General features: G+C 66.3%; 8 protein-coding genes, 1 pseudogene and 1 riboswitch. Of the genes and pseudogenes, 3 read left to right on the forward strand and 6 right to left on the reverse strand.

Annotated features, from left to right (window positions below; genetic code table 11):
* The coding region (locus HMPREF2886_RS02725; protein ID WP_070746753.1) for a methyl-accepting chemotaxis protein at positions 1–1,687 on the reverse strand (1,687 nt) is incomplete at its 3' end.
* A 162-nt stretch (positions 1,688–1,849) separates the two neighbouring features.
* Here HMPREF2886_RS02725 and HMPREF2886_RS02730 point away from each other — a divergent pair.
* Both HMPREF2886_RS02730 and HMPREF2886_RS02735 read left to right on the forward strand, forming a co-directional pair.
* Entirely contained in the window at positions 1,850–2,671 is an 822-nt protein-coding gene (locus HMPREF2886_RS02730; RefSeq protein ID WP_003094932.1) for a M48 family metallopeptidase, read from the forward strand.
* 143 nt (positions 2,672–2,814) lie between these two features.
* Positions 2,815–3,840: an NAD-dependent epimerase/dehydratase family protein gene (locus HMPREF2886_RS02735; RefSeq protein WP_073649745.1), complete on the forward strand. Its 1,026-nt coding sequence runs from the start codon at positions 2,815–2,817 to the stop codon at positions 3,838–3,840.
* Between the two features lie 9 nt (positions 3,841–3,849).
* Here HMPREF2886_RS02735 and HMPREF2886_RS02740 read toward each other — a convergent pair whose 3' ends face one another.
* The 5 genes from HMPREF2886_RS02740 to HMPREF2886_RS02760 form a co-directional block, all read right to left on the reverse strand.
* The gene (locus HMPREF2886_RS02740; RefSeq protein WP_003094928.1) at positions 3,850–4,293 is read right to left on the reverse strand and encodes a nuclear transport factor 2 family protein; all 444 of its coding nucleotides are present in this window, start codon (positions 4,291–4,293) and stop codon (positions 3,850–3,852) included.
* A gap of 116 nt (positions 4,294–4,409) precedes the next feature.
* On the reverse strand, positions 4,410–4,988 hold the full coding sequence (locus tag HMPREF2886_RS02745) for a TMEM165/GDT1 family protein (RefSeq protein WP_003094926.1): 579 nt from the start codon (positions 4,986–4,988) through the stop codon (positions 4,410–4,412).
* A 90-nt stretch (positions 4,989–5,078) separates the two neighbouring features.
* Positions 5,079–5,202, reverse strand: a riboswitch (yybP-ykoY riboswitch).
* A 138-nt stretch (positions 5,203–5,340) separates the two neighbouring features.
* On the reverse strand, positions 5,341–6,804 hold the full coding sequence (locus tag HMPREF2886_RS02750; protein WP_003094922.1) for an amino acid permease: 1,464 nt from the start codon (positions 6,802–6,804) through the stop codon (positions 5,341–5,343).
* A 94-nt stretch (positions 6,805–6,898) separates the two neighbouring features.
* The gene (locus HMPREF2886_RS02755; protein WP_033971003.1) at positions 6,899–7,897 is read right to left on the reverse strand and encodes a class I SAM-dependent methyltransferase; all 999 of its coding nucleotides are present in this window, start codon (positions 7,895–7,897) and stop codon (positions 6,899–6,901) included.
* Between the two features lie 109 nt (positions 7,898–8,006).
* Positions 8,007–8,975 carry a 2-hydroxyacid dehydrogenase gene (locus HMPREF2886_RS02760; RefSeq protein WP_070746755.1) on the reverse strand — a complete coding sequence of 323 codons (969 nt, stop codon included), beginning with the start codon at positions 8,973–8,975 and terminating at the stop codon, positions 8,007–8,009.
* Between the two features lie 320 nt (positions 8,976–9,295).
* On the opposite strand from HMPREF2886_RS02760, the pseudogene cdrA reads away from it, so the two are divergent.
* Positions 9,296–12,650: pseudogene (gene cdrA / locus HMPREF2886_RS02765) on the forward strand (two-partner secretion system adhesin CdrA); the annotation flags it as partial.

Consider the following 12,650-nt stretch of genomic DNA (forward strand, 5'->3'; position numbering starts at 1 on the left):
CGTTGAGGGCGAGCAGGTTGGTCTGCTCGGCGATACCGCGGATCGCCACCAGGATCGCGTTGATGTTTTCGCTGTCCTTGGCCAGGTTCTGCACCACTCCGACCGCGCGGCCAATCTCGCTGGCCAGCGCCTGGATCGCCGCCGAGCTGCTTTCGACGATCTGCTTGCCCTGGTGCGCAGCCTGGTCCGCGTGGTTGGCTGCCTCGGCGGCGTGGGTGGCGTTGCGCGCCACGTCCTGGGCGGTGGCGGTCATCTCGTGGACCGCGGTGGCCACCAGTTCGATCTCCGCCAGTTGCTGCTGCACGCCCTGGTTGGTGCGGATGGCGATGTCGGCGGTGTGCTCCGAGGAGTCGCTGACCTTCTGCACCGATTGCACCACCTGGCCGATCATGTTCTGCAGCTTGCCGAGGAAGGTATTGAAGCCCTTGGCGATGGAGCCCAGCTCGTCGGCGCGCTCGCTGCTCAGGCGGCGGGTGAGGTCGCCTTCGCCCTGGGCGATGTCGTCGAGCATGCCGACCAGTTGGCGCAGCGGCCGGGCGATGCCGTAGCCGACCAGCCAGACCACCAGCAGGCCGAGGGCCGCTACCACCAGGCCGGCCAGGCTCATGCCGAGGATATCCTGCTGGCGCTGGTCGCTCAGCTCGCCCTGGAGTTGCTGCAGTTCGCCGAATACCGCCGCCTGGGGAATCTGCAGCATGAGGGTCCAGCGCACGCCGCTGTCGGCGATGGTGAAAGGCAGGAACAGCTCGATGTGGCCGTGCTCGGCGTCGATGTCGTAGAGCGGCTGGTCGACCGTGAGGTTTTTCAGGTTGTCCACTTCGTTGCCGTCGAGGACGCTGCCGGCGGGCTCGCCGAGCTTGCTGTCGTCGCGGGTGTAGGCCACCAGGCGGCCGTTGCTGGCGATCAGCGCCATTTCCCCGGCGCCATCGTAGAGCTGCTGGTCGGCGCGCTTGAGCAGGTCCTGGATGAAGGCCAGCGAGAGGTCGGCGCCGACTGCGCCGCGGAACTGGTCACCGACCATGATCGGCACGTTGAAGGATGACATCATCACGGTCTTGCCGCCCATTTCGTAGGGGGCCGGGTCGATGATACAGGGACGCTTGTTCTCTTTCGGACAGGCGTAGAACTCGTTCTCGCGCACCCCGGTGGGCAGCAGCTTTTCGCTATCGATGCTGTCGGCCATGGCCTCGACGATCGGCTTGCCGTCGGCGCCGCGATACCACCAGGGCAGGTAGCGGCCATCCGGGCCGTAGCCCTTGCCGGGTTGCCCGGCGAAGGCGGCATCGGCATCGAAGGCATTGGGTTCCCAGGCCATGAAGGTGTCGAGCAGCTTGGGGTTGTTCTGCACGGTGCTGCGCAGCAGCGCGGAGATTTCGTCGCGGCTGGCGTTCAACTGCGGCATGCCGTCGGCGCCCGGCTCGCCGAGCAGGCGGGTGCTGTTGGCCAGGCCGTGGACCACCGTCAGCGGATACTCCAGCTCGCGCTGGATCTGGCTGACCTGGGCGCGGGCCAGGGCCACCAGGCGCTCGTTGATGACCTTCTCCAACAGGCCCTGGGTGCGTTGCTGCACCAGTTCCTGGGTTCGCGCGCCGGCGAACAGGGCGTACAGCACCAGCACCACGACGACGCTTAGAACGCTGGCGCCGGCGAGGGCGGCGACAGAAAACTGGATCGACTTGAGCTTCATGATGGGACTTCTGACCCTTGTTGGAATTGTCTCTGAGGAGCTTATCGGCAGGAGGACGGCAAATCCTTAATCGGCCGTCGGAGATTTCCTCGCCAACGGCTGTTGCCGGCGTTCGAGGCGCGGCCTACCATGCGCTCGGCCTTCAGAGGAGAACAAAGGACCATGGCTCATCCCTTCCGATTCGCCACCCTCGCCGGCGCGCTGCTGCTCGCCGGTTGCCAGGCAGTGAATACCACCAGCGGCGGCGCCGTCGGCGTCGACCGCAAGCAATACATGTTCAGCATGTTGTCCAGCCAGGAAGTCGACCAGATGTACGCCCAGTCGTACCAGAAGACTCTCGGCGAGGCGAAAAGCGCCGGCGTGCTCGATACCAGCAGCGCCGACGCGCGGCGAGTCAAGGCGATCGCCCAGCGGCTGATCCCGCAGACCGCCGCCTTCCGCCCGGACGCCACCAGTTGGAACTGGGAAGTCAATGTGGTGAAGAGCGACGAGCTCAACGCCAACTGCGGTCCCGGCGGAAAGATCATTTTCTATACCGGGCTGATCGACAAGCTGAAGCTCACCGACGACGAGATCGCTGCGGTGATGGGCCACGAGATCGCCCACGCCCTGCGCGAGCATGGGCGCGAGGCCATGTCCAAGGCCTACGGCGTGCAGGTGGCCAGCCAGATCGGCGCCCTGGCCGGCCTCGGCCAGGAAAGCCTGCAACTGGCCAATACCGGCGTCGACTACCTGATGACCCTGCCCAACAGTCGTGCCAACGAGAACGAAGCCGACCTGATCGGTCTCGAACTGGCCGCCCGCGCCGGCTACAACCCGGAAGCGGCGATCACCCTCTGGCAGAAGATGGGCAAGGCCAGCGGCGGCGCCAGCCAGCCCGAGTTCACCAGTACCCACCCCTCCGACAGTTCGCGGATGGCCAATCTCCAGGCCGCGATTCCCAAGGTGATGCCGCTGTACCAGCAGGCCAGGCGCGGCAAGTGAGGCCAGGGCGCGCGGTCGCGGGGGGCGGCCGGCGCGCCGACAGGCTTACCATCGGAAACGCCTGTTGTGTATTTCCGTAACCTGCTGTTTGGTATCTCGCCGGTGTTCGGCCTAGACTGCTGGCCGACCCGCTTGCGGGACCCGTGGACGAACAGCCACTCTCACGCCCTGGAGCTCATGTGAAATACGCCGTACTCGGAGCCACCGGCCTGCTGGGACATCACGCCGCGCGCGCCATCAGGGCCGCCGGTCACGATCTGGTGCTGATCCACCGTCCTTCTTCGCAGATCCAGCGTCTCGCCTATCTGGAGCCCGAGTGCCGGGTCGCCGAGATGCTCGACCACGCCGGCCTGGAACGCGCCCTGCGCGGCCTCGACGGGGTGATCTTCAGCGCCGGCTACTATCCTTCGCGGCCGCGCCGCTGGCAGGAGGAAGTGGCCAGCGCGCTGGGCCAGACCAACCCGTTCTATGCAGCCTGCCTGCAGGCCAGGGTGCCGCGCATCCTCTATGTCGGTTCGGCATATGCCATGCCCCGGCATCCCCAGGGACTACCGGGCCACGAGGGGTTGTTCTACGACAGCCTGCCGAGCGGCAAGAGTTCCTACGTGCTGTGCAAATGGGCGCTCGACGAGCAGGCCCGGGAGCAGGCGCGCAACGGCCTGCCGGTGGTGATCGGGATTCCCGGCATGGTACTCGGCGAACTGGACATCGGCCCGACCACCGGGCGCGTGATCACCGCCATCGGCAATGGCGAGATGACCCACTACGTCGCCGGCCAGCGTAACGTCATCGATGCCGCCGAAGCCGGGCGCGGCCTGCTGATGGCCCTTGAGCGCGGGCGGATCGGCGAGCGCTACCTGCTGACCGGGCACAACCTGGAAATGGCCGACCTGACCCGGCGTATCGCCGAGCTGCTCGGCCAGCCTGCGCCGCAGCCGATGTCGATGGCCATGGCGCGCGCGCTGGCCACCCTGGGCCGCTTGCGCTACCGGGTCAGCGGCCAGTTGCCGCTGCTCGACGAAACCGCCATCGAGGTGATGGCTGGCGGGCAGTTCCTCGATGGACGCAAGGCCCGCGAGGAACTCGGCTTCTTCTCCACCGCCGCCCTCGACGACACCCTGCTGCGCGCCATCGACTGGTTCCGCGACAACGGCTATTTCAATGCCTAGGACAGTTGGCTAGGGCAGCGCTTTTTCCGCGAAGGGTCGGGTCTGCAGTCCCAGCTGGGCGCGAAAGCTCTCCATGTCGAACATGGTGCACAGCTCCTGCAACTGACCCTGCGGGTTGAACACCCAGAAGCCCATCGCGGAAATGCTCAGCACCTTGTCGCTGGCCGGATAGCCCAGGGTCGGCCGGACGATGGTGCCGATCAGCGTGCTCCAGGTGAACACCTTGCGTTCCTCGCCGATGCAGTCTTCGACCACGACCTCCAGGTCCGGCATCGCCGTGCGGATGTCCTGCAGCAGGCGGATATAGCCGGCGGTATCCAGGGGATGGCCGATGAACGAGCTTTTGTAGAGGAAATCCTTGCTGTGCAACTGCTCCACCAACGCCATGCGGCCCTTGTTCCAGGACAGCTCGATGTGATGGCGGGCGAGTCGTTTCAGGTCGTGTGAGGGCATCTCCGGCTCTCGAGGGCGAGTGGTGGGGCAGGCATCCGGTGCCTGCCTGAACTGTAGCCGTTCCCATGCATTTTGCATTGGCCGCCCAGCCATCCCGGGCCCGGCGGCGCAGTCCTTCAGAGCCAGCCGGTCAACTGCGCGGCGTGCCAGGCGGCGTACAGGCCAAGTGCGGCGAAGGCGGCCGCGGCCAGGCGGCGGATCAGGGTCAGCGGCAGCTTGTCGGCGGCCAGGTTGCCGATCAGTACCACCGGAACGTTGGCGATCAGCATGCCCAGGGTGGTGCCGATCACCACCAGCCAGAAATGCGGATACTGGGCGGCCAGCATGACCGTGGCGACCTGGGTCTTGTCGCCCATCTCGGCGAGGAAGAACGCGATCAGGGTGGTGAGGAAGGGGCCGTATTTCTTCAGTCCGGACTCTTCGTCGTCGAGCTTGTCCGGTACCAGCGTCCACAGGGCGACGGCGATGAAGGAGGCGGCGAGGATCCAGCTGAGGGTGGCTTCCGAGAAGAAGCTGGCGACCCAGGCGCCCACCGCGCCGGCAGCGAAATGGTTGGCCAGGGTGGCGGCGACGATGCCGGCGATGATCGGCCACGGCTTGCGGAAACGCGCCGCGAGCAGGAGTGCCAGCAATTGGGTCTTGTCGCCGATTTCCGCGAGGGCAACGATGAGGGTAGGGACGAACAGCGATTCCATCAGGCTTCCTAAGGGGCGGGTCGACCAATCACCATGACACGCGCCATCTGCCCGCCCCGGGTCAGATCGTGCGTGTCATAGGTCTTGTCAAACCCTTGGCCTGTCTGGGCAGGCTTGGGTCGCGCGCGCCATGGTCTGCGGACCAAGTGTGTTGACGCGTGCCGGGCGAGGCCGGTGCGGCTCTCGCGGGAGACTACTCCCCTAGGACGGGGCGCATTCTGCCCAAGCCGGGCGGCTTGGGCAAGCCCGGGACGGAAACTTTCGTCCGGGAGGGCGGGGAGGGAGCCTGATCGCAAGGAAACGTGCCGGCATCCGCAGCGATCCGCGAGGAATCGCTGGGCGGCAGGGTGAATCAGGTATTGGTCGGGCTGACGTCCATTTCGTGGTAGCGAACGAAGCGTGCGCGCTTCTTCCAGCGGTATCCCAGCCAGATCGCCAGGAACAGCGGCAGGCTGATGTAGGTGGCGAGAAGGCCGATCCAGTCGATGCGTTCGCCCACCAGCGCCTGGTAGTTCTGCCCGAGGGTGATGACCATGCACAGGGCGAAGGCGAACAGTGGGCCGAAGGGGAACAGCTTGGCCCGGTAGGGCAGGTCTTCCAGGCGGCCGCCCTGGGCCAGGTAACCCTTGCGGAAGCGATAGTGGGAGATGGCGATGCCCAGCCAGGCGATGAAGCCGCACATGCCCGAGGTGTTCAGCAGCCATGTGTAGACGGTGCTGTCGCCGAAGGCCGAAGTGAGGAAGCACAGGGCGCCGACCAGGGTAGTGGCGTACAGCGCGTTGCGTGGCACGCCGCTGCGCGAGACGCGGGAGAACAGGCGCGGTGCCTTGCCCTCGAGGGCGAGGTTGTAGAGCATCCGGGTCGAGGCGTACATGCCGGAGTTGCCGGCGGAGAGGATCGCCGAGAGGATCACCGCGTTCATCACCCCGGCCGCCGCGGCGAAGCCGGCGCGCTCGAAGAGCAGGGTGAAGGGCGACACGCTGATGTCGCTGGCATCGTTCTTCAGCAGGTTCGGGTCGGTGTAGGGAATCAGCATGCCGATCACGAAGATCGCCAGGATGTAGAACATCAGGATGCGCCAGAACACCTGGCGAATGGCGATCGGGATGTTCTTCCGCGGATTTTCCGATTCACCGGCGGCGATGCCGATCAGTTCGGTGCCCTGGAACGAGAAGCCGGCGATCATCGCCACTCCGACCATCGCCTGGAAGCCGCCGACGAAGGGCGCGTCGCCCATGGTGAAGTTGCTGAAGCCGGGCGACTCCACGCCATGCATGATGCCGAAGATGGTCGCCAGGCCGACGCCGATGAAGATCACCACCGTGACTACCTTGATCAGGGCGAACCAGAATTCGCTCTCGCCGAAGCCTCGCGCGGAAATCACGTTGAGGCCGAACATGATGCCCAGGAAGATCGCGCTCCAGTAGATGCCCGGCACCTCGGGGAACCAGAAACTCATCACCAGTTGCGCCGCCACCAGCTCCGCGGCGATGGTCACCGCCCAGTTGTACCAGTAGTTCCAGCCGAGGGCGAAACCGAAGCCATCTTCGACGAATCGGCTGCCATAGGTGCAGAACGAGCCGGAAACGGGCATGTAGGCCGCCATCTCGCCGAGGCTGGTCATGAGGAAGTACACCATGAGTCCGATCAGTGCGTAGGAAAGCAGCGCGCCGCCGGGCCCGGCGGTGGCCACGGTAGCCCCGGAGGCGACGAACAGCCCGGTGCCGATGGAGCCGCCGATGGCGATCATGTTCAGGTGGCGCGGCTTGAGCACCCGCCGCAGTTGCTGGCCCTGGCTGGCGTTCAGGTCAGTCATCGGCGGCCTCCCGGCGGATGGCCACGGAAGGGGCAGGCTGCGGGCGTGCGGGCAGGGAGAGGAAAAGCTTCATTCACAGGGTTCCAGGCAGAAATCAGGAGCGACGGGCGGAGTAGATGCGGAAACCGTCGCCTTCGGCGAGTGTCCGGCAGGGGCCGAGGTGGCGTTCGATCAACGGCGGGTACTTCAGGAAGCTGTTGGCGACCAGGCGCAGTTCGCCGCCCGGCGCCAGGTGCTCGGCGGCGCGTTGCAGCAGGCGCTCGGAGGCCTGGTAGTCGGTGTGCACGCCCTGGTGGAAGGGCGGGTTGCTGACGATCGCGGCGAGTTCGCGCGGCGCGCCGTCGATGCCGTCGGCGGCGATCACTTCGCCGTCCAGGCCGTTGGCGGCGAGGGTCATGCGGCTGCTCTCGACAGCGAAGGCGTCGACGTCGAGCAGAGTCAGGCGACTGGCGGGGTAGCGACGCTTGAGGGCCGCCCCGAGTACCCCGGCACCGCAGCCGAAGTCCAGCAGATGACCGCCGGGCAGGGCTTGCAGTTGCCCCAGCAGCAGCGCGCTGCCGCGATCCAGGCGGCCATGGCTGAACACTCCCGGCAGGCTCACCACCTGCAGCTCGCCATCGGCCAGCGGCAGGCTGTAGCGCTGGGCCAGGGCGTGCAGGTCGGGCTCGGCCGGCGCCTGTTCGATACGCACCTGCCAGAGCTGGCAATGCCGCGCGCTATCCAGTTTGCGGGGCTTGCCGTAGGCGGCCAACTGCTTGCTCGCGCGCTCGATCCCGCCGCGCTTTTCGCCGACCAGGAAGAGTTCGCCGCCGGGCAGGCGGGCGGCCAGGCTGGCCAGCAGGTAGTCGGTCAGTTCGCGGGACTTGGGCAGGAACAGAACGGCCGAAGTCCAGGCGCCGGTCGGTGCGCGCGTGTCGAAACGGCTACGGTCGGGGAAGCGGGCGTCCAACTGCGCCTGCTCGCCGGCGTGCCAGCTCCAGCCCTGGGCCTGCGGTAGCTCGGTGAGCAGGTCGTCGGCGGGCAGGCCGGCCAGCAGCAGCGGGGTCGCGAAGAGGTGGCGCTGGCGCAGCAGCACTTCACTGCGAGGGTCCATGCGGGCTCCGGAAAAAATGGGAAATCTTAACAGGCTTGGGCCTGGCATACCCGCATGGATTGTCGGCGAGGATCGCCGTTCATCCGTGCGCGGTACCCGCAGCGCCGTATCAGCCGCTGACTACCCGCAGGGCGCGCCCGGCCTTCCACGCCTCTGCGTTTTCCGCCAGTTGGCCGACGATGCGCTGCCGCGCCTCGCGACTGCCCCAGGCGTTATGGGGGGTAACGATCAGGCGCGGGATGTCGGGGGCCAGCAGCGGATTGCCGTTTCTCGGCGGCTCGACGCTGAGCACGTCGGTAGCGGCGCCGCCCAGGTGGCCGCCGCGCAGGGCGTCGGCCAACGCCTGTTCGTCGACCAGGCCGCCACGGGCGGTATTGACCAGGAAGGCGCCAGGCTTCATCAGCGCCAGTTCGGCGGCGCCTAGCATCCCGCGGGTGTCCTCGGTCAGCGGGCAGTGCAGGGTCAGGGCGTCGACCCGTGGCAGGAGTTCGCCAAGCGGCAGGCGGTCCGCACGGGCAGGCCGTCCTGGCAACTGACCGAGCAGCACACGCATGCCGAACGCTTCCGCCAGCCGCGCCACCGCCCCGCCCAGTTCGCCATGGCCGAGGAGGCCGAGGGTCTTGCCTTCCAGTTCGACGATGGGGAAGTCCAGCAGGCAGAACTGGCTGGATTGCTGCCAGCGGCCGCTGCGTACCGCCTGCTGGTAGTCCGGCAGGCGCGTAGCCAGGGCCAGTAGCAACGCGAGGGTGTGCTGGGCTACCGAGGGCGTGCCGTAGCCATGGCAGTTGGCGACGACGATACCGCGCTCGCGAGCGGCAGCGAGATCGATGTTGTTGGTGCCGGTAGCGCTGACCAGGATCAGTTCCAGCTCTGGGCAGGCGGCGATGCATTGCGCGTCGATCGGTGCCTTGTTGCTGATCGCGACCCGCGCACCGTGCAGCCGCGCGGCGACTTCCTGCGCTTGGCTGGCGGGATGCAGTTGCAGCTCGTCGAAGGCGTCGTGCAGGGGGCGCATGTCCAGGTCGCCGAGGTCGAGGGAGGCATGGTCGAGGAAAACGGCGCGCAGGGCATGGCTCATGGAAGGTTCCTTGGCGGCAGCGGAAGGGGGCTGCCTAGCCTAGCAAACCCGCGTGCCAGGGAGGTCTTCCGGTTTTCTTGACAGTGATTATCCCGAAAGTATTGTCAGTTTTTTGACGGTATTACATATTTAACCTCTGTAGTGTCATTTTTGAGTCACTCCGACGAACGGTCACCCTTTCAAGTGGACAATTTTTGATCTGAAAGGCATTTTTTTGGCACACAAGGCGCAATGTGAATTGCTTCTCAGATTTTCGTCATTTAACTGACGAAATGCAGTGCTGGAAAACTGACGTGCGCCACGCAGATAGGGAGATTTTCATGGTCCGTCCGGATAGCCAGCGCGGCAAGCGCACCTCTTCGAAAGCTGGTAGGGAAGGGCGTTTCGTCCTTGCCGCCAGCAGCACCCTCATGTTCGCCATCGCCAGCATCAACGCGGCCATGGCGGCACCCACCGGTGCCCAGTTCAACCCCAGCGAGATCAAGATCAGCCAGCAGGGCAAGACCACGCTGATCGACCAGAGCACCCAGCGCGCGATCATCAACTGGAAGGGCTTCGACGTCTCCGCCGACGAGGCGGTGCGCTTCAACCAGCCCGGCGTGACCTCGTCGACCCTGAACCGGGTCACCGCAGGCCAGGAAAGCGTGATCGCCGGGCGCATCTCCGCGCCGGGCCAGGTGATCATCTACAACTCCAACGGCGTGGTCTTCAGCGGCTCGGCCAAGGTCGACGTGGGCTCCCTGATCACCACCACGGCGAACATCAGCGACGAACACTTCCGCCAGGGCAAGCTGATCTTCGACCAGCCCGGAAACCCCGACGCGCGGATTGTCAACGACGGCAGCATCAGTGTCGCGGAGAAAGGCCTGGCGGCCTTCGTTGCGCCGTCCGTGGCCAACAACGGCGTGATCAACGCCCGCCTCGGCACCGTTGCGATGGCCGCCGGCAACGCCGCGACCATCGACCTCTACGGCGATGGCCTGGTGTCCATCGCCGTGACCGACCCGGTTACCCGCAAGCCGCAGGATGCCCAGGCGCTGGTCAGCAACGGCGGTGCGATCCAGGCCGACGGCGGTAGCGTGCTGATCACCGCCGAGCAGGCTTCCCGGGTGGTCGACAACGCGGTCAACCTGTCCGGTGTGATCCTTGCCCGCGGCACCGAGGTGCGAGAGGGCAGCGTTGCGCTGGTAAGCAAGTCCGGGGACATCCAGGTCGCCGGCAAGATCGACGTCAGCGGTCCGAAGAACGGTGGCGACGTGCTGGTCAGCGGCCAGCAGGTGGCCCTGGCGAGCACCGCCAGCATCGACGCTCGCGGCGCCGCACAGGGCGGCAGCGTGCGCATCGGCGGCGACTTCCAGGGCCGCGGCGAGCTGCCGCGGGCGAAGAACGCTACGCTGGCCAAGGGCGCCAGCATCGACGTCTCGGCTACCGGCAAGGGCAATGGCGGCCTGGCGGTGGTCTGGTCCGACGGCAATACCCGCATGGACGGGCGGATCCTCGCGCGCGGCGGCGCGCAGGGCGGCAACGGCGGCCTGGTGGAGACCTCCGGCAAGGTCAACCTGAGCATCGCCGACAGTGCCTACGTCAGCATCGCCGCACCCTACGGCAACGGTGGCACCTGGCTGCTCGATCCGACCACCCTGCGCATCGTCGCATCCGGCGGCACCTCCGGCTCGGTGGGGGGCGCCAACGGCGCCAGCGGCGATGCGACGGTGAATGCCTCGGTGGTCACCGGGGCGCTGGCAGGCGGCAAGGTGACCCTCAGCGCCAGCGACCGGCTGTCGGTGGAGGCTCCGCTGATCACCAGCAACCTGGGCGGCGCCAGTCGCGGCCTGGAGCTGATCGCAACCGGACCTGCCGGTGCGGTGGATATCTCTGCGCCGATCCTGTTCCGCAACGGCAGCCTAGCAATCCGCGCCGGCGGCAACATCAACTTCCTCAGCGGCGGCACGCCGCAGACCAGCGGAATCGTCGACCTGGGCAGCGGCACCCTGTGGATGCAGACCAGCACCGCCGGCAAGATCAGCCAGCAGGCCGGTACCGCGCTGATCGCCGCCAACCTCGCCGGCCGCGCCGGTAGCATCGACCTGGCTTCCTGGGACAACTACGCCGGCAACCTGGCGCTGCAGACCTTCAACGGTACGCTCAAGTACCGGCAAAGCAACGCCACCGGCGTGACCACCAGCGGCACGGTGTTCGATCCGTTCATCAACCAGAGCATGACCGGCACCGCGCAGAACATCGTCTCCAGCGTCGGCACGCGAATTCTCGAGGCCAACAGCGTCGGCACCACCGGCAACTACACGCTGACCGCCGACGGCAACAGCGAGTTCGACCGCCTGGTGTTCACCGCGCTGCCCTATCGGCGGGTCAGCGGTTCCGCCAGTTTCCCGACCAACGACTCGTCGGACTACCTGGTGACCAACCTGCGCTACCAGGTCAACGGCAGCAACGTTACGGCCACCCCGAACGGCGGGGCGCCCAGTGGGTTCACCGTCGCCGCCGGCAACGGCAGCGTCACCACCTGGACCGGAAGCTGGGGCACCAGTTGGGGCGTCAAGGGCTTCGGCGGCGTGATCGGCGTGACCGACGAACTGCAGTACGACGTCGGCACCGGCCTGACCGAGGAACTGATCTTCGGCCTCGGTGGCAAGACCAGCCGCGTCGATACCCGCCTGGACCTGTTCATGCGCGAGGGAGCATTCAACAGCTTCGCCGAGCGCGCCCAGGTGGAGATGTTCAAGACCACCACCACTGCCGGCGACATCCTTTCCCGCCAGCAGACCGCCACCCTGACCGCCAATGACGCTACCCGCGTCTACGGTGATGTGAATCCGACTCTGACGGCCACGATGTCCGGCATCAACGCCATCGACGCCTACGTCAACAGCCAGTTCAACGACCTCTACCAGGCGGCCGCCAGCACCACGGCGACCCAGGCGTCGAACGTCGGGCAGTACGCGATCACCGGTAACGCCAATGGCAGCGAGTACTTCAGCCAGCGTTACCAACTGGTGCGCCAGGACGGCAAGCTGACCGTCACGCCGGCGCAATTGATCGTCAGCGCCGACGCCAAGACCAAGGTCTATGGCGACGCCGATCCGACTCTCACCTACCAGGTCAGTGGCCTGAAGAACAGCGATACCGCCGCTGGCGTGCTGAGCGGCAACCTCGGTCGGGTGGCCGGGGAGAACGTCGGCAACTACGGGATACTCCAGGGCGGGTTGGGCCTCAATACGGCCAATTACACCCTCAGCTACGTCGGCAACGACCTACGCATCACGCCGGCACAACTGAACGTGATCGCCGATGCCAAGACCAAGGTCTACGGCGACCTCGATCCGGCGCTGACCTACCAGGTCTCCGGCCTCAAGCGCGGCGATACCGCCGGTGCCGTCCTCAATGGCGGCAGCCTGAGCCGCGTTGCCGGTGAAAATGTCGGTACCTACGGCATCAACCAGGGTGGCCTGGGCCTGGTCAGCAGCAATTACACCCTGAACTACCAGGGCAATAACCTGACCATCACCAAGGCGCTGCTCAATGTGATCGCCGATGCCAAGACCAAGGTCTATGGCGATGCCGATCCGGCACTGACCTACCAGGTCAGCGGCCTGAAGAATGGCGATACCGCCGGTGCCGTCCTCAACGGCGGCAGCCTGAGCCGTGTTGCCGGTG

This window comes from Pseudomonas sp. HMSC066A08 (genome assembly GCF_001813025.1).
GTDB lineage: Bacteria > Pseudomonadota > Gammaproteobacteria > Pseudomonadales > Pseudomonadaceae > Pseudomonas > Pseudomonas aeruginosa.